This window comes from Paenibacillus xylanexedens (assembly GCF_017874615.1).
GTDB classification, from domain to species: Bacteria; Bacillota; Bacilli; order Paenibacillales; family Paenibacillaceae; genus Paenibacillus; species Paenibacillus xylanexedens.
The window spans coordinates 169,624-192,154 of sequence record NZ_JAGIKV010000002.1 but is presented as its reverse complement, the minus strand read 5'-3'; the positions used below and the strand labels follow the sequence as shown (position 1 = coordinate 192,154).

24 protein-coding genes and 1 riboswitch are annotated in these 22,531 nt (G+C 46.3%); of the genes, 21 read left to right on the top strand and 3 right to left on the bottom strand.

Annotation, left to right across the window (positions count from 1 at the left end):
* Positions 1–5: 5 nt before the first annotated feature.
* Positions 6–1,226 carry an NAD(P)/FAD-dependent oxidoreductase gene (locus J2Z28_RS03170; protein WP_211081152.1) on the bottom strand — a complete coding sequence of 407 codons (1,221 nt, stop codon included), beginning with the start codon at positions 1,224–1,226 and terminating at the stop codon, positions 6–8.
* A gap of 97 nt (positions 1,227–1,323) precedes the next feature.
* On the opposite strand from J2Z28_RS03170, the gene J2Z28_RS03165 reads away from it, so the two are divergent.
* From J2Z28_RS03165 to J2Z28_RS03135, 7 genes are all read left to right on the top strand, one after another.
* On the top strand, positions 1,324–1,560 hold the full coding sequence (locus tag J2Z28_RS03165; RefSeq protein WP_211081151.1) for a hypothetical protein: 237 nt from the start codon (positions 1,324–1,326) through the stop codon (positions 1,558–1,560).
* A 31-nt stretch (positions 1,561–1,591) separates the two neighbouring features.
* Complete coding sequence (locus tag J2Z28_RS03160) at positions 1,592–1,987, top strand: spore coat protein (protein ID WP_017689630.1); 396 nt, start codon at positions 1,592–1,594, stop codon at positions 1,985–1,987.
* Between the two features lie 160 nt (positions 1,988–2,147).
* Positions 2,148–2,648, top strand: coding sequence for an Lrp/AsnC family transcriptional regulator (locus J2Z28_RS03155; protein ID WP_024628343.1), 501 nt, complete (start codon positions 2,148–2,150; stop codon positions 2,646–2,648).
* A 13-nt stretch (positions 2,649–2,661) separates the two neighbouring features.
* Positions 2,662–3,870: an aminotransferase class I/II-fold pyridoxal phosphate-dependent enzyme gene (locus J2Z28_RS03150; protein WP_211081150.1), complete on the top strand. Its 1,209-nt coding sequence runs from the start codon at positions 2,662–2,664 to the stop codon at positions 3,868–3,870.
* A 187-nt stretch (positions 3,871–4,057) separates the two neighbouring features.
* Positions 4,058–4,279, top strand: coding sequence for an aspartyl-phosphate phosphatase Spo0E family protein (locus J2Z28_RS03145; RefSeq protein WP_179198508.1), 222 nt, complete (start codon positions 4,058–4,060; stop codon positions 4,277–4,279).
* Positions 4,280–4,447: 168 nt separating this feature from the next.
* A complete protein-coding gene (locus tag J2Z28_RS03140) occupies positions 4,448–4,999 on the top strand; it encodes a type 2 periplasmic-binding domain-containing protein (protein ID WP_017689626.1) in 552 nt (183 codons plus the stop codon).
* 38 nt (positions 5,000–5,037) lie between these two features.
* Positions 5,038–5,580, top strand: a complete 543-nt coding sequence (locus J2Z28_RS03135; protein WP_017689625.1) for a bifunctional adenosylcobinamide kinase/adenosylcobinamide-phosphate guanylyltransferase — start codon at positions 5,038–5,040, stop codon at positions 5,578–5,580.
* Positions 5,581–5,665: 85 nt separating this feature from the next.
* On the opposite strand, the gene J2Z28_RS03130 is transcribed toward J2Z28_RS03135, so the two are convergent.
* A complete protein-coding gene (locus tag J2Z28_RS03130; RefSeq protein ID WP_211081149.1) occupies positions 5,666–6,277 on the bottom strand; it encodes a DedA family protein in 612 nt (203 codons plus the stop codon).
* Positions 6,278–6,425: 148 nt separating this feature from the next.
* Between J2Z28_RS03130 and J2Z28_RS03125 the strand changes: the two genes are divergently transcribed.
* The 8 genes from J2Z28_RS03125 to J2Z28_RS03090 all read left to right on the top strand — a co-directional run bounded on the left by J2Z28_RS03125 (position 6,426) and on the right by J2Z28_RS03090 (position 13,743).
* Positions 6,426–7,001 carry a cob(I)yrinic acid a,c-diamide adenosyltransferase gene (locus J2Z28_RS03125; RefSeq protein WP_036610088.1) on the top strand — a complete coding sequence of 192 codons (576 nt, stop codon included), beginning with the start codon at positions 6,426–6,428 and terminating at the stop codon, positions 6,999–7,001.
* Entirely contained in the window at positions 6,998–7,981 is a 984-nt protein-coding gene (locus tag J2Z28_RS03120; RefSeq protein ID WP_211081148.1) for an RluA family pseudouridine synthase, read from the top strand. The genes J2Z28_RS03125 and J2Z28_RS03120 overlap by 4 nt, the downstream gene beginning before the upstream one ends.
* Positions 7,982–8,386: 405 nt before the next feature.
* Positions 8,387–8,752, top strand: a complete 366-nt coding sequence (locus J2Z28_RS03115; RefSeq protein WP_211081147.1) for an arsenate reductase family protein — start codon at positions 8,387–8,389, stop codon at positions 8,750–8,752.
* 139 nt (positions 8,753–8,891) lie between these two features.
* Entirely contained in the window at positions 8,892–9,785 is an 894-nt protein-coding gene (locus J2Z28_RS03110) for a 5'-3' exonuclease (RefSeq protein WP_017689620.1), read from the top strand.
* A 5-nt stretch (positions 9,786–9,790) separates the two neighbouring features.
* Positions 9,791–10,897, top strand: coding sequence for a phosphodiester glycosidase family protein (locus J2Z28_RS03105; RefSeq protein ID WP_244988074.1), 1,107 nt, complete (start codon positions 9,791–9,793; stop codon positions 10,895–10,897).
* A 29-nt stretch (positions 10,898–10,926) separates the two neighbouring features.
* Positions 10,927–11,613 (top strand): MOSC domain-containing protein, encoded by a 687-nt coding sequence (locus J2Z28_RS03100; RefSeq protein WP_211081145.1) that lies wholly within the window; start codon positions 10,927–10,929, stop codon positions 11,611–11,613.
* Between the two features lie 72 nt (positions 11,614–11,685).
* A complete protein-coding gene (locus tag J2Z28_RS03095; RefSeq protein ID WP_047842269.1) occupies positions 11,686–12,564 on the top strand; it encodes an ROK family protein in 879 nt (292 codons plus the stop codon).
* Between the two features lie 177 nt (positions 12,565–12,741).
* Complete coding sequence (locus J2Z28_RS03090; RefSeq protein WP_076252426.1) at positions 12,742–13,743, top strand: HRDC domain-containing protein; 1,002 nt, start codon at positions 12,742–12,744, stop codon at positions 13,741–13,743.
* A 70-nt stretch (positions 13,744–13,813) separates the two neighbouring features.
* Here the strand turns inward: J2Z28_RS03090 and corA are convergent, their stop codons facing one another.
* Positions 13,814–14,749, bottom strand: coding sequence for a magnesium/cobalt transporter CorA (gene corA / locus J2Z28_RS03085; protein WP_036610074.1), 936 nt, complete (start codon positions 14,747–14,749; stop codon positions 13,814–13,816).
* 451 nt (positions 14,750–15,200) lie between these two features.
* A riboswitch (SAM riboswitch) is annotated at positions 15,201–15,324 on the top strand.
* 236 nt (positions 15,325–15,560) lie between these two features.
* Here corA and metA point away from each other — a divergent pair.
* The 6 genes from metA to J2Z28_RS03055 all read left to right on the top strand — a co-directional run bounded on the left by metA (position 15,561) and on the right by J2Z28_RS03055 (position 22,457).
* A complete protein-coding gene (metA, locus tag J2Z28_RS03080) occupies positions 15,561–16,478 on the top strand; it encodes a homoserine O-acetyltransferase MetA (protein WP_211081144.1) in 918 nt (305 codons plus the stop codon).
* A gap of 24 nt (positions 16,479–16,502) precedes the next feature.
* Entirely contained in the window at positions 16,503–17,690 is a 1,188-nt protein-coding gene (locus J2Z28_RS03075; RefSeq protein WP_211081143.1) for a PLP-dependent transferase, read from the top strand.
* Complete coding sequence (locus tag J2Z28_RS03070) at positions 17,687–18,859, top strand: trans-sulfuration enzyme family protein (protein ID WP_211081142.1); 1,173 nt, start codon at positions 17,687–17,689, stop codon at positions 18,857–18,859. The genes J2Z28_RS03075 and J2Z28_RS03070 overlap by 4 nt, the downstream gene beginning before the upstream one ends.
* A gap of 241 nt (positions 18,860–19,100) precedes the next feature.
* Complete coding sequence (gene mqnC / locus J2Z28_RS03065; protein ID WP_211081141.1) at positions 19,101–20,237, top strand: cyclic dehypoxanthinyl futalosine synthase; 1,137 nt, start codon at positions 19,101–19,103, stop codon at positions 20,235–20,237.
* A gap of 232 nt (positions 20,238–20,469) precedes the next feature.
* The gene (locus J2Z28_RS03060; protein WP_211081140.1) at positions 20,470–21,447 is read left to right on the top strand and encodes an aldo/keto reductase; all 978 of its coding nucleotides are present in this window, start codon (positions 20,470–20,472) and stop codon (positions 21,445–21,447) included.
* Positions 21,444–22,457, top strand: coding sequence for a zinc-binding alcohol dehydrogenase family protein (locus J2Z28_RS03055; RefSeq protein WP_211081139.1), 1,014 nt, complete (start codon positions 21,444–21,446; stop codon positions 22,455–22,457). The genes J2Z28_RS03060 and J2Z28_RS03055 overlap by 4 nt, the downstream gene beginning before the upstream one ends.
* Positions 22,458–22,531 lie beyond the last annotated feature (74 nt).

Here is a 22,531-nt window from a genome sequence, read left to right as displayed (position 1 = left end):
GGACGTTATACAGGAGATGGTTTACTTGTACGTGTGAGAGAGAACAGATCCATATCAGGGTTTGGTTTGCCAGTAATAGCATCCACAATTAAGGAGGCAGCAATCATGCTGTACACGGTTCCGTTACCTCCATACCCTTCTACAAAATATGAATGCGGATAATCCGGGTGTGTGCCGATCAGGGGGAGGCCATCATTCGTATTACCAAACACGGCACCCCAGGCATAATCGACTTCAAGATCATCTAAAGGGAAATAGGAACGGACCTCTTCCAGGAGTGTGTCTCCCCGGTGTTTTGAACGTATTTCACGTTGATCCTCTCGAGGTGTTTCTTCATCCAAACCGCCTGCGATGATTCGGCCGTCCGGTGTTGTTCGCATATACAAATATGGGCGAGCTGTCTCCCAAATCATGCTGTGTTCAAACCATTCACTAAGATCGGACAGCGGTTTGGTAGCAATCGCGTAGGTCGTTTTCAGATAGGCTCCGCGATCCTTTTTGATGTCCTGTGTCTCGTAACCGGCAGCAAATATGACCTTCTTGGCACGGATTTTACCGTTGGAAGTGTGGCAGACTACACCATCTTCATCGTATTCGCAGTGTATCATCTCCGTCTGACCATAGATTCGAGCGCCACGCTTATTGGCGGATTCAAACAAGGCATGAACAAAACGATAGGGGTTCACTTCTGCATCCCCTATTGTGTACAGTGCAGCGGGTTTGCTGAAGGGGAAATGCTGGCTTATTTTGTCGGCATCCCACAGTTCAGCTTCAAAACCATAACGCTTCAATGTCTGATATTCTTCCTCCAATAGGGTCACATCATCTTCACTGCTTGCAAAACAAAGACTTGTTCGTGGGATAAACCAAGGGTCTGTATCCAGACTGTCTGCAATTTGAGCAAGCTGTTTCATGGCTTCACGACAAAGCTCATAAAAACGTACGCCTGTGGCTTCACCAAAAGTGTTGATACATGAGGTTAGTGTTTTGTCATTGGTGTATTGTAAAAGACCTGTATTGGCAGAACTGCTGCCGTGGGCAATGTCTCGCTTATCAATGACAACGGTGTTAATACCCTGCTCCGTGAGTAGTTTAGATGTCAGTGCGCCTCCCATGCCCCCACCAATGATGAGGCAGTCACAAGAGATGTCTTCTTGTAGAGCAGAATAATTAAATGTTGAATTGAAAGTGGAGGGCCAGAAAGGTGTGCCATAGACCAGATCCATTAGAAACATCTCCTTTATAATTTAAATTTGTATACTTTTGTGTGACCGGGCTAACAATAATTGCGCATAAACTTTATGCCGAGGAGGCCATCGAAACATGCAGAATCATACTATGCAAGCTCTGAGTCCCAAGGAATTGAACTACATTGCGGACTCTATCACCAATGAAGAACTGCTGATTAAGCAGTGTGCAGCCACAGCTTCCATCACACATAATCCACAAATTCAACAAGCTCTGACTCACTATGTTCGCTCACATGAACAACATCTGAACACGCTTGTCAATGCACTGCAGCAACATCAGTCTCTTGCACCGGCGCAAGTCAGTAATTGAAGACAACTCTAACTGTATAGGAGGAAAACGCATGTATTCTCAATCTTTATCATCTAATGGCGCTTTTATGCAGGAGCAGGATCTGCTGAAGTCGATTCTTGCAGATTTAAGACGAACCTCGCGCGAATATACAACTGCGACAACGGAAGCTTCCTGCCCCATGACACGTCGAATGTTCACAGACCTGACGAACGATACCCTAAGATTACAAGGGGAACTGTTCAATCTGATGCAGCAAAATAACATGTATTCTGTCTCGTCCAAGGCACTTCGTCAGGATGTGGACAAGCAAATTCAGTCCGCCCACCAGACCCAACAAAAGTGTCAGCAATTCATTCAGGAAAAGAATACGCAGAACAGTTCATATAGCCAAGCTCCTAATGTGTCTCAGCATCAACCGAATTACGGTAACCCTTATTACATGTAACCTTTGCAAAAGAGGTTTGAAGCACCTAACGTTACAGGACCATACCACCGCTTGCCTGAATTCAGGGCAGGCGGTCTTTTGTCTATGCATCAACGTCAAATTCATGTAATATAAGTATTAATTCATTTTCAGGAACCTGGATGACGCTGGAGGGAAAACCATGAAAGATTTGAACGATCTGCAATTAAAAGTTCTGGATCTGCTGAAAGAAGACGCGAGAAGGACTCCCGCACTGCTGTCGACGCTGCTGGGGGAGTCGGAAGACAAGATCAAGAACGCCGTGGCACAGCTAGAACAAGACCACGTCATCGTGAAATACGCAACCGTCGTGAACTGGAGCAAAATAGATGATGAGAAAGTAACGGCCCTGATTGAGGTGCAGATCACGCCGGAGCGTGGTCGTGGTTTTGAAGGGATTGCTGAACGCATATATCTCTATCCGCAAGTGAAGTCCGTATATCTCATGTCCGGTGCATACGATCTGCTCGTTGAAGTGGAAGGTGGCAACCTGCGTGAAGTCGCTAATTTTGTGTCGGAGAAACTGTCTCCGATAGACTCTGTACTTTCAACCAAAACGAATTTTATTCTTAAAAAATATAAGCAGGACGGGATTATCTTTGAAGACCATCAGGAAGACAACCGTCTCATGATCTCGCCGTAAAGGAAGATGTGTCATGATAGTGAATGAACAGACAACCGGAAACAACAAGAATATGACGTCTTATCTGGCACCTCTCGTGCAACAGATACCTCCATCCGGAATCCGCAAATTTTTCGATCTGGTTGGAGACAACAAGGATATAATCACTTTGGGTGTGGGTGAACCTGATTTTGTTACACCTTGGCATATGCGTGAAGCTTGTGTATACTCGCTGGAAAGAGGTATGACCAGCTACACATCCAACGCAGGTATGCCGAAGTTGAGAGAAGCCATCAGTGAATATCTGGATACTCAGTTTGATACCAAATACGATCCCAAGGATGAGATTATTGTTACTGTGGGTGGCAGTGAAGCGATTGACTTGGCTTTGCGCGCATTAATTGTACATGGCGACGAGATTCTCATTCCTGAACCTTCGTACGTGGCGTATTCACCAATCGCTTCAATCGGTGGCGGTATACCGGTTGGTGTTGAAACCTACGCGAAAGATCAGTTCAAGTTAACGGCCGAAGCACTTGAAGCTGGCATCACACCGAAGTCGAAAGTGGTTATTCTGTGTTATCCGAGTAATCCCACTGGAGCCATCATGACGTATGAAGAGTGGCTGCCTATTGCTGAAGTGATTAAAAAGCATGATCTGATTGTTATCGCGGATGAAATTTACGCTGAATTGACGTATACGCAAAAACATGTTAGCTTTGCAGCTATCCCTGACATGAAGGAGCGGACCATTCTCGTAAGCGGATTTTCAAAGGCTTTTGCAATGACAGGTTGGCGGATCGGTTACATGTGTGGTCATCCTGAGCTTATTGCAGCCATGCTCAAAATCCATCAGTATACGGTAATGTGTGCGCCGGCCATGGGTCAGGTTGCTGCACTTGAGGCGTTGACGAATGGTTTGGGTGAGAAAGATCGGATGGTAGAATCGTATAATCAGCGTAGACGTTTAATTGTGCAGGGATTCAGAGATATTGGACTGGATTGTCATGAACCTCAGGGAGCATTCTATGCATTCCCGAGCATTCAAAAGACGGGTATGAGTTCCGACCTGTTTGCTGAACGATTGTTAACGGAGAATAAAGTTGCTGCTGTTCCCGGCAATGTTTTTGGCCCTCAAGGTGAAGGCTTCTTGCGTTGTTCGTATGCTACTTCTGTAACCCAATTAAATGAAGCTTTGGAACGAATCGGAAACTTTGTTTACAAACTGCAAAAAGAGGGTTAATACTAAAGTAGAATCTTTTTTAAATGTGACATTGTTATTATTGGAAAAAAATAACTTTCTTTTACAAAATAATGTGATATAATTCAAATTTGAAATAAGTTTTCATATATTTGGAAACCATTTTTCCAAGGAGGGGTTAGCTTTGTTTTGTGTTGAATATGATTTACCGACGAATCGTGGGCACTATCTGGCAGAAGGCGATCATGGCGACCGATGGTCGGTGAAACCCGATAACGCATCTTTGCATGACATTTCCTTGGAAGATGAAATTCATATGCTTCGTCGCAAGATGGAACAGATCTTCCTCGAAGAGAAATCATTCACATCCGATATTGTAATTGAAATCAGCAGTTTGCTGGATTTAAAGATTAATGAATATATGAAGGCTAACCCGATTAAAGCAAAATAACGTTTATGCTGGATTGAAACGTTTCATTAATCGAATTAGAAAGGGAGACCTGAGAAGGTCTTCTTTTTTTGTGTGTAAAGGCAGGGTGATCCCCCGATAAGCCAGGTTATTTTTTTGCGTGGAACAATTGTGATATATTGGACATAGGAGACTAAAGGGGGAACTGGAATGAAGAGATTTTGGGGGCTTACTGCAATCATTTCTATCGTTTTTCTGCTTGCTGGTTGTGGAGGTAAAGATGGTTTTTCCATATTCATCATTGATAACCAAGGAAATCCATCTGTAATCTCAGAGCAGTTACAGGCCAATCTGCAACAGAAACTGGGCGAGGAACCCAAGGTAGAAGTGATCACCAGTGCGATGTATGATGTTCAGAAAATTATGGTAGAGTATGCGGCTGGAGGACATGATATCTTCATTTTGCCTGAGTCCGACATGAAACAATACGGAAGTAATGGCTCCAATGTTCCGCTGGATGATACTTTTGATCCCAAGAAGTTTGAACGGGGTGTATTTGAGGGTGGAGTATTGGTAGAGAAGGGTGAAGGAGATGGAGGTTCGGATCTCAAGCAAGAATCACATCTTTACGGCATTCCGCTCGAAGATATGAAAATGTTTAAAGATGTAGAATATGCTGCGAGCAATTTGTTCGCCACCATTCCAGTGTCATCTTCCAATGTCGAAGAATCCAAAAAAGTGCTGAAGGCGCTGACAGAGTAAAGAAAATTCAGAAGTGGCTATGGAAGGAGGGAAGCGGATTGCTGATTACGGTCACAGGCGGCATAGGTAGTGGTAAAACCCGGTTTGCCCTTAAGTACGCAGCCGGGATTAGCCGGGAGGGTGTATATTTATCCACTGGTGATCATGATCCCGTTATTCCCGAATTGCCATCCGCTCATTATCGTGCCATTCATGCCGGGAACGGTCAGCATCTGACAGAGGTGATCACCCAGATTAATCGGGAATCCAATCTGTTTTTGGCGGATCAGCGAATTGTAATTGTAGACAGTCTGACATCCTGGATGGCTGCCGGTTTCAGAGCAACAGAGGATCTGGATCATCAGCGTTCAGAGACACAGCTTTTGCTTGATGCGTTATTGTCTTATCAGGGGAAGTTGCTTGTGATTACCAATGAAATGCATGGCACATTGCATCCTACCGAGGAAGAACGAATATTTACAGCGAGAATGGCTTCGGTTAATCGGATGCTGCAGATACATGCTGAAAAGATGTACTTGCTGGTATCTGGTCTGGCTATCGATCTTAAGAGTCAGGGCATGCGAAATGAAGATGAACGATAGTGAGATGACATAAACGGGTGACATAAAGAAGCCTCCTTAACCACGAATTGGTGGCGAGGAGGCTTTATTTATTAAGCTATCCGTTTTATTTCTGCTTTTTGCTACGTCTGATCCACCAGATGATACATCCGATGACAATGATGCCCAGAATGACATACACTACAATGGAATAAACGTCCATAAAGTGCAAAATACTCTCCCATGATGCGCCAAGCGCAGCACCAACGCAGACAAGAATGACATTCCAGATCAATGTTCCAATGGTTGTAAAGAGAAGGAATAAACCAAATTTCATATTGGACATGCCTGCGGGAATGGAGATAAGACTACGGACGAGCGGGACCATTCGGCAGAATAATACGGTCCACATGCCATATTTGTCAAACCATGCATCGACACGGTGAATATCCTCTTTTTTGATGCGCAGAACATGTCCCCAGCGTTCCACAATTTTCTCAAGGCGTTCGACGTCAATGAGTAGACCAATACCATACAGGATCACAGCACCAAGGACAGAACCAATCGTTGCGGCGATAATAACTCCTGGAAGAGTGAGACTGGTATAGGTGGTCATGAATCCGCCAAACGGCAAGATGATTTCGGATGGAATCGGGGGAAATACGTTCTCAAGAGCAATAATGAGTGCAATGCCTATGTAGCCGTATTGTTCCATGAAATCGGTTATCCAGTTCTGCATAATCGTCTCCTTTACTTTTGGTTTCCTTCGATTTGTCGTATACTCGGCAGAGCACACCAATTCTTATATACGTGTAAAGCGATAGACGGGTTTCTGAAAAAATGGCATTCCCGTATTCATTATTATATTACCAATTGGAGGGATAACGATGGGCATATATACACGAACAGGTGACGAAGGACAGACCTCGGTCATCGGTGGACGCGTCATCAAGGATGATGACCGAGTTGAGGCTTATGGCACGATTGATGAATTGAACTGTTTTGTAGGCCAGGCGATCAGCCTTATTGACTCTGCTCAAGGGGAATTTGAAGATCTGCGTGAACATCTGCTGGAAGTTCAGCAGGAACTGTTTGATTGTGGGTCGGATCTGGCCTTCGTGAAGATTAGTGAAACCAAATATAAGGTGAGAGATGAAATGGTCACACGTCTGGAACAATGGATCGACCAGTATGATGCAGAGAATCCAAAAGTGGAACGATTCATTATTCCTGGTGGCAGTCAGCTGTCCTCTGCTCTTCATGTGTGCCGTACTGTATGTCGTCGCGCAGAGCGTCGCACGGTAACACTTGGACAACATACAGATATTAATCCGTCTGTACGACGGTATCTAAACCGACTGTCTGATTACTTCTTCGTGGTTGCACGGACGGCCAACGCGAGACAACAGGTGGCGGATATTGAATATGTGCGGAGCAAAAAAGTCTTCCGCCGCAAAGAATGAGCCAGTATTATTCGCCGATTGTCTACACGGTGACCGAACAAGAAGATGGCTGGCTGCTGAAGACCGTGCTTCAGCGCCGGCTGCTGGTGTCGCGTAAGCTTTTGTCCAAAATTAAGTTGACGGAGCAAGGTGTCATGTTAAATGGAGAGCGCGTGTATATTAGCGTCAAGGTAGCTGCGGGTGATGTCGTTGAAGTTCGGATGGAGCAAGAGGAATCGGATGATATTTTGCCTGAACCTATTCCCTTTACCGTTCTGTATGAAGATGAGCACTTGCTTATTGTCAACAAGGATGCCGGCATCATCGTTCATCCGACACATGGACATTACACGGGTACTTTGGCAAATGGCGTTGTTCATTACTGGAAAACCAAGGGCGAGCACTTCCGGTTCAGACCGATTCATCGACTTGATCAGGAAACGTCAGGTGTGCTCGCAATAGCCAAGAACCCTTATGTGCATCAGCATGTGTCTGAACAGATGATTGCAGGAACAGTGGATAAGAAATATATTGCACTTGTGCACGGCAGCCCTATCCCGGAGCAGGGGTCAGTAGATGGCCCGATCGATCGCGATCCTGAAGAGCCACACCGTCGAATCGTAACACCTGAGGGCTACGCTGCAAGAACGCTGTACACAACCTTAACACGCTGGGCAGAAGGCAGCGCCAGTGCGATAAGCCTCAAGCTGGAAAGTGGCAGAACACATCAGATCAGGGTACATATGACGTCCATGGGCTGTCCATTAATCGGTGATCGAATGTACAAGACACTACCTGTGCATGAGATCGATGAGCAGACCATGGCTGTTCGGGAAGAACGGGATACCTGGATTGAACGCCAGGCATTACACGCTTGTGAATTGACGTTTGAACATCCAATTCTAAAGGAACGCATAACGTTCCAAGCTCCTTTTCCAGCAGATATGGCCGCGCTAGAGAAGCGTTTGAATGATGAGGCAGCTCCAAAAGAAGAACTGTAGGAAGATGCGACGGGGCTCTTAGTTATGCACCCTGTGTCGCAGTCTCTTGCACGGCCCGTCCTGCTTGGGAGCAACATATTCCATGTGAGGGGGGCTTAATGCACCCGAACAACATGCCGTAGGCTAATCTTTATGGTTTCATGGTCTAATGTATTGATGTTTAGCAGTTTCATGTTAAACATTTCAAGAATTCAAATCTCAAAAGCTTTTAAGGATATAAAAGCTGTAAGATTTTGACCCAAAAAATATAGCGAATGTGTGTTTTAATCTCATTCGCAAAAGTTAGTAAAGTTGCATGGCGATGGTATCGATTTGGAGCGACTTTTGGATTTGCGAAGCAAACCAAGGGAAGCGACAAGTCGAGACCGGAGCCACACCGGAGCCACACACTAGGAGGCACATACAATGAGTAACCTAAAAGTATATCAATATGCCAAATGCGGCACATGCCGCAAAGCTGTAAAATGGCTTGAAGCTCAAGGACATGAGCTGGAGTTAATCCCTATTTTTGACTCACCGCCATCAGAATCTGAACTAACAGATCTGATCCAAAAGAGCGGACTGGAAGTGAAGAAGTTCTTTAATACGAGTGGGGAAGTGTACAAAGAGCAACAATTGAAGGACAAGCTTCCGGGCATGTCCGCTGATGAACAGATTCGTTTGTTGGCTTCCAATGGTCGTCTGATCAAACGTCCGATCGTTACGGATGGAGAAAAGGTGACGGTTGGATTCAAGGAAGAAACGTACGAGCAGGAATGGAATAACGCATAAACGCGCTGAATATCAGCCTTGAATTGTTCAAAATTCAGGGCTTTTTTGGCTGAACGATGGTTGGCGGAACTATGCTATAATGATAGAATTAGTTTCGATATTTTATATGCTAGATTTAGACAGGAGAGAACAAATTCAAGTGAATCAACGTAATGAACCTACTTTGTTGCTGGTAGACGGTATGGCGGTGTTGTTCCGTGCTTTTTATGCGACATCTGCAAGCGGATATATCAGACGTACAAAGGCAGGATTGCCTACCAACGCAGTCTACGGATTTATCCGTTATTTCTGGGATGCGGTTCAGACTTTTGGGCCAAGTCATGTCGTATGTTGTTGGGATATGGGCGGTAAGACGTTCCGCGGTGAAGAATATGCAGCCTACAAAGGCAACCGGGCGGAAGCTCCGGATGACCTGATTCCCCAATTTGCTCTGATTCGTGAAGTCATGGATAGCCTGGGTATTCCGAATATAGGTGCACAAGGATTCGAAGCCGACGATTGCATCGGGACGCTTGCGAAGTATTATACCGAAGAGACCGATATGAATGTTATGGTACTGACGGGTGACCACGACATGTTGCAACTGATCAATGACCGCACAAGTATCATTATTATGAAAAAAGGCCATGGCAACTACATGGTGTACAACCCTGAAACGCTCATGGCTGAGAAACAACTGACACCTCGTCAAGTGATTGACATGAAGGGTCTGATGGGAGATGCCAGCGACAATTATCCCGGAGTACGGGGAATTGGTGAGAAAACAGCGTTGAAGCTTGTACAGGAATACGGCTCCATTGAAGGGATTCTGAGCAACATGGATAAACTGACCCCTTCGGTGCGTAACAAGATTGAGAATGATTTGGACATGCTTCATCTGTCCCGCAAACTGGCAGAGATTCATTGTGCTGTTCCGGTTGCCTGTGCGCTGGATATCTGTGAATTGCGTCTTGATCCGGATATGGTGATGGACAAGTTTGAACAACTTGAGATGAAGAGCCTTGGCTCTTGGATGGGAGTGGCAATAGGGTGAGCAACATGAAGAACGTACGAACAGGCAAAAAGTGGTGGACAGGGGCTATGGCCCTTGTCCTGGCCTTGCCCGTAATTCTTTCGGGAGCAGTAAGTGCACCACAGACAGTGGATGCCAAAGCAGCAATTAACACCAAAGTACAGAAAGTAAAAGCAGCAGGACGTAATTTTACCGTACAGACCGTTTCGATTCCAAAGGGAACACCGGTTACCGTGGGACTCGCGAAGAAGCAAGTTGGCCAGACGGCAACATTGCCATCGATTGTGAAAGCCTATGGTGCGCAAGCAGCCATTAACGGAGCATTTTTTGAAGCATATAACGGAGCACCAGATCCATACGGTATGTTAATAGCAAATGGTAAGGTCATACATATTGGAAGATACGGAACATCCATCGGATTTAAGGAAGACGGCTCGGCGATCATGGATTCACTTCAGGTGAGTTTGACAGGTAAAGTAACGGATACAAAAGGTAAATCACGGAGTTGGTATGCAACCTTTATTAATCGAACACCTTCAGCGAACGCAAGCATTACGATGCTGTATACGCCTGAACGAGGTGACACAGTCGGATTCAAAGGTGGCACTGCGGTTGTTATGGAGAAAGGTATCGTGACCAAAAAAGTGCCCAATACAAATGTAGCGATTCCTAAGAATGGCTCGGTACTGGTCTTCACAGGTAATCAGAAGTCTTCTTCGGACCGTTTCACCGTTGGTTCGACCGTAGAAATGAATTATAAGTATACGAACGCAGCAGGCAAAGAGATTCCTTGGCAAGATGTAGTGACTGCTGTGGGAGCAGGACCCCGTCTGGTGAAAGACGGCAAGGTAGCTGTCAATCCGACGAGCGAAGGTTTCAAGGATGCCAAGATTCTTAATGCTTCCGGAGCCAGAAGTGGTATTGCGATCATGGCGGACGGTTCTGTTATGCTGGCTACCGTTTCTGGAGCAACAATCAAGGAGTGGGCAGCGGTGATGCAGAAGCTTGGTGCCAAACAGGCCATGAATCTGGATGGCGGTGCTTCCTCGGGTATGTATGCCGGGGGCAAAATGCTGACTTCTCCAGGTCGGCTTTTGAGTAATACACTCGTATTTGGCGGCTCTGTGCGTTAAAAGAAAGTGATTATGGGAGGTAGACGCAAATGACACTCACATCTGATCGAAAGCCAGGGGAGGGCAATACAGCTGTTCTGGCCATTAATGTAGGACTGCCGCAGCCGCTCCCTGGACAGAAGCGTGAAGTGCTGAGCGGCATTGTGAAACATCCTGTATCCGACGCGGTTTTCCTGTCATTCACTGGAATGACAGGGGACGCGCAGGCGGATCTGGTGCATCATGGCGGCCCTGACAAAACCGTTTGTGTATACGATTACAGTCGTTATCCGGCGCTGGAACAACTGATGGATCGCAAGCTGGATTGGGGAGCTTGTGGAGAAAATCTGACAGTTGAAGGCTGTGCCGAAGAAGACGTCCGGATTGGTGATGTGTACGAGTTGGGCGAAGCCACAGTGCAGGTCAGTCAGCCCAGACAACCTTGCTTCAAGCTGGGTGCGAGGTATGACTATAAGGAGCTGCCTGTTTATTTTCAGGAGAGTGGATATACCGGCTTTTACTTTCGTGTCCTGCAAGAGGGTGAGGTAGGGCCTTCATCGATATTTCGACGGATCAGCACCGATCCAGCCTCAATGACGGTTCTTGAAGCCAATCGAATTATGCATCAGGGGAAAGAAAATGTCGAAGGTATTCAGGCGTTGCTGGCCATTCCTGCGCTGTCAGACAGCTGGAGGCAAACGTTAATGAAACGATTGTCCAAGCTGGAGATTAAGTAGCAGGGTAATTATAGTGTCATCAAGTAAAGCAATCCGAATTCCTTTTTAAACTAACTTGGGAGTGTGACTAACATGACGATCTTAGGCGCAATTGAAGCAGGCGGAACCAAATTTGTATGTGGTATTGGCACAGAAAACGGTGAAGTTCTGGAACGCGTAAGTTTTCCAACAACAACACCAGAAGAGACCATGGCTCAAGTGATTTCATTTTTTGAAGGCAAAGGCATTGAAGCTCTGGGTGTAGGTTCATTCGGTCCGATTGATCCGATTGAAGGAAGCCCAACATATGGCTATATCACAACAACACCCAAACCACATTGGGGACAGTATAACGTGATTGGCAAGCTCAAGGAGCATTTTGATGTGCCGATGACATTTGATACGGATGTGAATGGTGCGGCACTTGGAGAAGCAACCTGGGGCGCTGCACAAGGTCTTGAGAGCTGTCTGTATATCACTGTGGGTACAGGTATTGGTGCAGGTGCTGTGGTTGGCGGTAAAATGGTCCATGGATTGTCACATCCAGAGATGGGACATATCATTGTACGCAGACATCCGGAGGATACATACGAGGGTTTCTGTCCGTATCATGGTGACTGCCTCGAAGGCCTTGCAGCAGGACCGGCCATTAACAAACGTTGGGAGCAACCGGCTTATGAACTGCCGGCAGATCATAAAGCTTGGGAGATCGAAGCACACTACCTGGCACATGCACTGATGAATTATGTTCTCATTCTCTCTCCGCAGAAAATCGTCATGGGTGGCGGAGTAATGAAGCAGGAGCACCTGTTCCCGATGGTTCGTAGCAAACTGCAGGAGTTGCTGGCTGGATACGTTCAGCATCCGGCGCTTCAATCCGACATTGACCAGTATGTTGTTTCACCAGGACTTGGCGACAATGCAGGGCTGTGTGGTTCGCTGGCGCTTGCCAAATTGGCATTGAATAAGTAGATTATAAAGGGATTGACGAATTTTACCATTGTGGTATGATATGGGCAACAGCATAGTACGGTTAATGAGGAAGCACCTCTCTTGCATGGATTTTGCAGGAGGGGTGTTTTTTTTGTGCTGCCTATAGGTAGTATCTTCAACTCGTATAAGCTGAATATTCAAAGGGAGGGAACGAAAATGGAAGTCATTTTCATGAACAGATTGTCCAGAATGTCAGATCAGAATGCAGAGTATGCACAGTTATGGATTGGGGAAGAGGAAGATAGTTGGCAGCTGGGATGGAGTCGCTACGAGGAAGGAGAGCGTGAGGATAGCATCTGGTATGAAGGGACTTCTTGGGAGGAGCTGCTTCATATTTACCGTCATCAGCTTGCCATACAGATGAGTGAGGGGTACCGACCGCAGTTGCAGGGATTATTTCATGAGAATGATGATCTGAAATCACGCAGTTATGGTGGACAGCGACTCCATTGTTACAGTGAGTTGTACGGCAATGAGCAATTATATACGGATCTGTGCACATGGCGCAGGAAGAGAGCTGTGTCTGACCGGAAGGCACCGTATTTTATTGCAACGAATCGTCTGCTGCGTTTGATCAGTGCCTTTGTTCCGCAATCGCTGGATGAACTGATGCAACTTCCGGGCGTAGGAGAGAGCAAAGCGACTGAGTATGGTACGGAATGGATGGAGATTACAACCGGACTGGAGCGTTCAACGACATTCCCGCTGGACTGGGTATACACGGCGCTGAAGGAAGAAGAGTATGAGAGTTGGTTATACAAGCAGAGAGAGCAGAAGTATAAGCAGGAACTTGATAAGTTCACCACGCGTAAGCAGGTGCTTGAAGGCATGAAGGAAGGGTATACGTTAGAGGAGATTGTTAATCGATCCGGATTATCCCGACGCGAGTTGGTTGAGCTGTTAGAGGCATTGGATCACGAAGGTTATGACACCGATTGTCTTCTTGATGTGGAGCTGGCAGTGATGCCAGAGAACGAACAAGAGGCCGTATGGAGTGCGTATGAGGAGCTGGGAGATACGTTCCTGAAGCCAGTATTACATAAGGTGTATGGAGGAGAGAAACCCGATGGAGGAAGTCTGGAGCAGGTCTATGAAAGACTGCGCATGATTCGAATCCGCTTCCGTCGGCACGCAGAGACAGAGAAGAATGTTGGTTAATGATCAGAAATGAAAAAAGACGAGGCGTTTCTCCCGGAGGAGCGCTTCGTCTTTGTTATTTCATACGAGTTCATACCCAGTCTTTCTTGCGGAAAATGAAGAACATGCTCAGGCCCAGTGTAACCATCAGGCCAATCACAACAAAATAACTGTATTTCCAGTTAAGCTCTGGCATATTCGTAAAGTTCATGCCGTATATACCGGTAATGACCGTCAGCGGCATGAAGACCGTGGTAATGGCGGTAAATACACGCATGATCTCATTCGCCCGGTTTGCAATACTGGATTGGTAGGCTTCTCGCAAGTTGCCCATCAGGTCGCGATAGGTCTCAAAGGTTTCAGATATTTTTACGGCATTCTCATAGATGTCACTGAAATACTTTTGCAGTTGATCATCGATGAGACGCAGATCTTTTTTGTTGAGTGTATTAATGACCTCTTTCTGAGGTCCGAGCACTTTCTTCAGCCACAGAATCTCACTGCGCAGCCCGATAATTTCACTCAGATGTGACTTTTTGGTGTGCATCAGAATGTCTTCCTCAAGCTTCTCGATTCGTGCTTCAATTCGGTCACCTACGGTGAAATAATTATCAACAATCAAGTCAACCAACAAATATAGCAGACGATCCGGTGTACTGATTTCCTGTTCCCACAGGATGGGTTTCAGTGTACGCAATTCGCTGATCTTGTGCTTGGTAACACTAATAATGAAATGTCTGCCAAGGAATAAGTTGACCGCACGTAGAAATATCTCTTCATCATCAAAACGGATGCTATTAATCACAATAAAATAATGGTTCTCATAAATTTCAATCTTCGGACGTTGTTCTTCGTCACTAAGACAGTCTTCCACAGCCAGATCATGCATCAAGAACAGCGGCTGAAGTACCGCCAAATCGTCTACGTCTGCATCAATCCAGTAAAATCCTTCCGCTGGTGGAGTCAGCGCCTGCTGAATGTCGTCCACCGGAATAAATACACCGTTGTTTACCAACCGGATTTTCATCGTTAATCTACTCCTTCTGCACCCGCCAACTTGGCGGATATTATCATTATGGGCGCAAAAAGAACAAATCAGCCGGTCGGCAGCGGAGCCTGGAGATCAGGGCTGCGTTCACTATATAATCAAACGGAAGTCACGTCCCGCTGCCGGCATGCTGATGTCAGTTCTCTATGCAGTTTGTCGGAATTCGGCTGCCAGTCAGGCCTCGGGTCGCCATCCATTTAATATGTCACCTCTCACATAAGGGTTTATAACACCTTGTTTAGTATACCGCTGGTACAAGGTGCTTTCAAGCGCAAAAATGTGTCTATTTCGCGCCCTGAGGCAGTGTATGACAATGGATGATGAACGGTTCCGATCTGGGAAGCAGACATCGAACTGCAACTTGACGTGAGGGCATTAATGTAATAAAATAGACGGTGAACCATATTAAATTACAATCTAATACAGCGAAATCTTATCAAGAGTAGGTGGAGGGACTGGCCCGATGAAACCCGGCAACCGGCGGTATACCGCACGGTGCTAATTCTTGCAGCGACTAAGTGTCAGGTGGCACTGTTGTAACTGAGAGATGAGAGAGGCGCATATCTATTTTACATATGACCTTTCTCGAAATCCGAGGAAGGTCTTTGTCATATGCCCCGACTTCTCAGCAGTGATTTTCGCTAAGGAACTTGAGGTTGTTTGTAACGTTGGATGAAAGAGCAATTCAATGTTTTTACAAGCTCAAGGCAGTCTATAACTGTATTGATGTGAAGACATCAAGCCAGGGGTGGCTGCATCTATCTATGCACAAGGAGGAGTTAGACTTACTATGCCAATCAAAATACCCGATACGCTACCAGCAAAAGAAGTACTTGAAGGAGAGAATATCTTCGTCATGGATGAAACTTCTGCATATCAGCAGGATATTCGTCCACTCCGTATCGCTATATTAAACCTGATGCCCACAAAGGAAACGACCGAAACACAATTGCTTCGTCTGGTGGGAAACACGCCTATTCAGGTGGATGTCGTTCTCGTACATCCCAAATCCCATACGTCGAAGAATACGTCTCAGGAGTATTTGGATCTGTTCTATAAAACCTTCGATGAGATTGAGCACCGCCGTTTCGATGGAATGATTATTACGGGCGCCCCTGTGGAACAGATGGATTTCGAAGACGTGAACTATTGGAATGAAATCCAGGAGATCTTCGAATGGACTAAAACCAATGTGACTTCAACCCTCCACATATGTTGGGCTTCCCAGGCAGGTTTATACCATCATTTTGACGTACCCAAGGTTGCACTTGATGAAAAGTGTTTTGGCGTTTTCCCACATACCATCAATAAACCACATGTTCCGTTGTTGCGTGGATTCGATGAAGTATTCAACGTTCCACATTCCCGTCATACGGAAGTGAGACGCGAAGATATTGAAAAGAATGAGAATTTAGAGATTTTGGCTGAATCCGAGGAAGCGGGGATCTTCCTGGTTGCTACCAGAGACGGCAAACAGATTTTTGCCACAGGACATGCCGAGTATGACCCGTTCTCATTAAAGTGGGAGTATGACCGGGATACAGCTAAAGGGTTGGATATCGCATTGCCTAGACATTATTATCCGAATGACGATCCTTCCCGTGTGCCACCAGCTACTTGGCGCGCTCATGCCAACTTATTATTCTCTAACTGGCTCAATTACTATGTGTATCAAGAAACACCTTACGATATTGGCCCGCAAATCTAATCGAGATTACAGGAGGATGCAGCAATGGAAGACAACAACAAGTTGAAAATCGAAAGCCGCTTAGCACAAATTGGTTCCATCAATGAACCGGTTACAGGCGCCATTAACTTTCCGATCTATCAATCCACTGCGTTTCGCCACCCGAAGCTTGGACAAAGCACGGGGTTTGATTATATTCGTACGACCAACCCAACTCGCAAAGTGTTGGAAGAGGCGGCCGCAGCGCTGGAGTCCGGTGATGCAGGATTTGCCTGTAGCTCAGGTATGGCCGCGCTACAAACCATCTTTGCCATGTTCGGTCAAGGGGATCATCTGATTGTATCGCTGGATCTATACGGCGGAACCTATCGTCTGCTTGAACGCATCTTGTCCCGTTTCGGTGTAACCGCAAGTTATGTGGATACAAATGACATTGCAGCACTGGAAAATGTTCGTCAGCCGAATACCAAAGCAGTATTTATTGAGACACCAACCAATCCGTTGATGATGATCACAGATGTGGAAGCTGTCACTTCCTGGGCGAAAAGTTACAACCTGTTGACCATTGTTGACAACACGTTGCTGACTCCATTTTTCCAACGTCCGATTGAACTGGGTGCCGATATCATCATTCATAGCGCTACCAAATATCTGGGCGGACACAATGATGTGCTCGCCGGATTAATTATAACCAAGGGTGAGGCATTATCTGCAGAGATGGCGTTCCTCCATAATTCCATCGGAGCGGTATTATCTCCAAGTGATTCCTACCAGTTGATGAAAGGTATGAAAACCTTGGCTCTTCGCATGGAGCGTCATGAGTACAATGCACTTACCATTGCCAAATACTTGCTTGAGCATCCGGCAGTGGTTGAAGTGTATCATCCAGGTCTATCCGATCATCCGGGGTATGAGGTACAGAATAAACAATCCACGGGTAACACCGGTATCTTCTCTTTCAAAGTGAAGGATGCACGTTATGTTGAACCATTACTTCGTCATATCAAACTCATTGCTTTTGCCGAAAGTCTCGGTGGAGTGGAATCTCTCATGACTTATCCGGCGGTACAAACTCATGCGGATATACCTCTTGAAATTCGTGAAGCCGTAGGTGTGGATGACCGTCTGCTCCGGTTCTCCGTGGGTATTGAACATGCAGATGATCTGATTGCAGATCTCGGCAATGCTCTGACAGTTGCACAACAGGAAGTGGAAGGAGGCGTGCACTCATGAGTGAGTCCAACAACAAGCCCAATTCCGAGTTGAAATTTGATACCAAGTTGCTCCATTTTGGCGATGAGATTGACAAAACGACTGGAGCCTCCAGTGTACCGATCTACCAAGCATCAACATTCCATCATTTTGATATCTTCAATCCGCCTCAACATGATTACAGTCGTTCGGGTAACCCGACACGTCAGGCATTGGAAGATTACATCACACTGCTTGAGGGCGGTGCACGAGGATTCGCCTATTCATCGGGAATGGCTGCGATATCCAGCGTGTTCATGATGTTCTCCGCAGGGGATCACATGATTGTAACGGAAGACGTATATGGAGGTACGTATCGTTTGCTTACTTCCATATTAAGCCGTATGCAGATCGAGACAACCTTTGTAGACATGACCAATATAGATGAAGTAAAAGCGGCACTCAAGCCAAACACCAAGGCAGTTTATATGGAAACACCGTCCAACCCTACACTACGAATTACGGATATCGCTGCTGTAACTGACTGGTCGAAGGAACATGACCTGATCACGATTCTGGATAACACCTTTATGACACCGTACTATCAGCGTCCAATTGAGCTTGGTGTGGACATCGTCGTACATAGTGCTACGAAGTTTCTCGGAGGTCACAGTGATGTACTGGCAGGGTTAGCTGTTGCTCGCACGGAATCACTTGGCGTACAACTGAAACAGTTGCAAAATGGACTCGGGACTGTACTCGGGGCACAAGAATCCTGGCTTCTGATGCGCGGGATGAAAACCTTGGGGGCTCGCATGGCTCATAGTGAACGGAGCACAGCCAAACTGGCGGCATGGCTTAATGAGCGCAGTGATATTACCGCTGTCTTTTATCCTGGACTGGAGGAACATCCGGGCCGTGAGGCACATGAGCGCCAATCCACAGGATATGGAGCTGTCGTTTCATTTGACGTCGGTTCAGGTGATCGTGCAAAAGCAGTTCTTAACCGGGTGAAGCTACCTATTGTTGCTGTAAGCTTAGGAGCTGTGGAGAGTATTTTGTCCTACCCAGCGATGATGTCTCATGCGGCAATGCCGGCTGAGGTTCGCCGTGACCGTGGCATTACAGATGGGTTGCTGCGCTTCTCTGTAGGTCTGGAAGATATCGAAGATCTCATTGTAGATTTGGAGCAAGCACTTCAGGAATCCTAGCAAAAGTGGATGTCCAAATCCGCCGATGCGTATTACTTAATCTCGAATAAATTCCATTCCATATGTAAACATTTTTACTTATTTTTAAAGCACCTGTACATAAGGTGCTTTTTTTCACATGTAACCTGTGTTACGATATGTGGAGTACAGAAATACGATGTTGCCACCAGAACTTGCTTCTCTTGAACAAGTTGGGACGGATCGTTATATAATTTCTCTTCATGAGGGAGGCTTTTTTACGATGAGTACGGTAGACCGTATCTTAGATAAAGCCCTTCGGGGCGAACGTTTGGACTTGGAAGACACGATTCAGCTATTTGAATCCAATGAAGTGGACAAAATCGGGGCAGCTGCTAATGTCATTGTGAAACGCATGCACCCTGAACCATACAGAACATTTGTAATTGGGCGTAACGTCAACTACACAAACGTGTGTGATGTGTACTGCCGTTTTTGTGCTTTCTACCGCAGACCTGGTTCTGATGAAGGTTATGTGCTTCCGGACGAAGTTATTTTCCAGAAGATTCAGGAAACGGAAGATGTGAATGGTACCGAGATTTTGATGCAAGGTGGAACGAATCCGAACTTGCCTTTCAGCTATTATACAGACCTGTTGAAAGCCATCAAAGAGCGTTTCCCGAACATCACGATGCACTCTTTCTCACCCGCTGAGATTATGAAAATGGTTGAAGTTTCCGATGGTCTTACATTGGAAGAGGTTGTACGCGCCATTCACGAAGCTGGTCTGGATTCCTTGCCTGGCGGCGGCGCTGAAATTCTGGATGACCGCACACGTCGGAAGATCAGCCGCTTGAAAGGTTCATGGCGGGATTGGATGGACGTTATGCAAACTGCACACCGCATCGGTATGAATACCACGGCAACGATGGTTATCGGCCTTGGTGAATCGATGGAAGAGCGTGCATTACACTTGCTCCGTGTACGTGAAGCTCAGGACGAATGTATTGCGAACAAGTATGACTCCGAAGGTTTCCTGGCATTCATTCCTTGGACCTTCCAGCCAGACAATACCAACCTTAAGTTGGAGCGTCAGACGCCAGAAGAGTACTTGAAAACTGTAGCCATCAGCCGCCTGGTGCTGGATAATATCAAGAACATTCAATCCTCTTGGGTAACGATGGGTCCTGAGATCGGTAAGAAGTCGCTTGAATTTGGCTGTAATGACTTTGGTAGCACAATGATCGAAGAGAACGTTGTATCTGCTGCTGGTGCAACATATAAAGTTAACATTGAATCCATTCTGCGTTTGATTCGGGAGTCCGGTTATATCCCGGCACAACGTAACACCCGATATGACATCGTGCGTATGTTCGACGAAGAGAATGCCGTGCATGAAGATTTCGTAATGCAGAACTAATTCTAATTAATTCAATACTACTCTCCATAAACTCTGATCGTTAGATAAGTATTTATGAAGCCAAGCCCGCTGACTACTCCGTTTGGAGAGACGGCGGGCTTTTTGATTTCTTTCTGCGGTTCGAGGTCATCAAACAGTACATGTTACGCAATTGGCGATATTTTATATTGAAATTGAACTGTTACAATGAAAGGGAACTTGTGTAGTCAGACACACTGGAAGGGGTAAACCGATGAAGAGAAGAATACTTGGCAAGACGGAAATGGACGTACCTGTATTGAGCTTTGGAGCATCCTCACTCGGTTCTGTATTTCGTGACATTGATCGGGACGAAGGGATTCGCACTGTACATGCGGCCGTAGATGCGGGGATGAATTACATAGACGTTTCGCCTTACTATGGGCTGACAAAAGCGGAGGCAGTGTTGGGTGAAGCCATCCGCAGCTTGCCGCGCAGTTCATATATGTTATCAACCAAAGCCGGACGGTATGGGGAAAATGAGTTTGATTTTTCACGTCAGCGGATTCTGGATAGTGTGCAAGAGAGCCTGGATCGATTGCATACAGACTATATCGACATTCTGTTCTTGCATGATATAGAATTTGTGCCAGCAGAGATTATTATCGAAGAAGCTTTTCCAACGCTGCTGCGTCTGAAAGAGCAGGGAGTAATACGACATGCGGGCATTTGTGGATTGCCCTTACCGTTGTTCGAGAAGGTTCTGCCACAGATCGATGCGGATGCGATCATCTCGTATTGTCATTATTCATTGAATGATACCTCATTATTATCGTTATTGCCCTTGTTGGAAAAAAAAGAAATTGGCCTTGTCAATGCTTCGCCTCTTTCTATGGGCTTGTTGAGTACCCGAGGGGCTCCTGCCTGGCATCCGGCAGATGATCGGGTGAAAGAGCTCTGCCTGAAGGCTGCCCGCTTCTGTGCAGAACAAGGCAGTGACATTGCCAAGCTGGCCGTGCAATTCTCCACGTCGAATGAACGAATTCCGACAACACTGGTGAGCAGTGCCAGCCAGCGCAATATCCTTAATAACGCAGCCTGGATTGAAGAACCGATCGATCAGAGCCTGCTGGATGAAGTGCTGTGCATTCTGGCTCCATTGCATAATGAGACGTGGTCAAGCGGACGACCTGAATATAATACGAAGCCAAGCAACACGACAGCAGAAGCATCCAAGGGGGAACAACGATGAGAGCCATTGTATGTGAAGAAATAGATCAATTGAAGCTCCAGGACCTGCCTCAACCGGAACGAGCAGAAGGAGAGGCGCTGGTTGCCATTCGGCGGATTGGGATCTGTGGAACGGATCTGCATGCGTACAAAGGCAACCAGCCATTTTTTACCTATCCTCGTGTTCTGGGTCATGAACTGGCGGCTGTTATTGAAGAAATCGGTCCGAACGACGCAGGATTACAGCCTGGGGATCAGGTAAGTATTATTCCGTATCTGCACTGCGGTCACTGTATTGCATGTCGCAGTGGAAAAACCAATTGTTGTGCGTCCATGCAAGTCATGGGTGTGCACGTAGACGGAGGCATGAGAGAAAAAATCAGCGTGCCTGTCTCACATCTGCTCTCAGCAGAAGGTTTGACACTGGATGAGACGGCAATGGTAGAACCATTAAGCATTGGAGCCCATGCCGTCAGAAGAGCAGGAATTAAACCTGGTGAGCATGTAGTTGTGATTGGAGCTGGCCCCATTGGATTGGGTGTGATGGCATTCGCCAAACAGGCGGGGGCGCGTGTTATTGCCGTTGATCGTAATCTGGACAGGCTGGAGCTTAGCCGGACTTGGGCTGGAGCGGATGACCTGGTACAGGCCAATGAACATTCTGTACAACAAGTGGCTGAAATTACGGGAGGCGACTATGCTACAGCTGTCTTCGATGCAACAGGTAACGTGAATTCCATGAATGAGGCCATTCAATATGTGGCGCATAGTGGTCAACTCATTTTTGTTGGACTGGTGAAAGCGGATATTACCTTTCATGATCCTGAGTTTCACAAGCGGGAGATGAGCATCCTAGGCAGTCGAAACGCAACCCGTGAAGATTTTGAACAGGTCCTGTCAACCTTGCGTCAAAAGAAATTAAGCATGGATGGTTATATCACACACCGAGTGGAATTTGATGAGTTACCTTCTGCAATAGACCAATGGCTATTGCCAGATTCACATGTAGTCAAAGCTATCGTTGAACTATAATAACAATTAATTATAATAACAGAAAAAAAGCTCTCTGACCTTGGTGGACAATACTGTCCATCCATAGGGGAAGA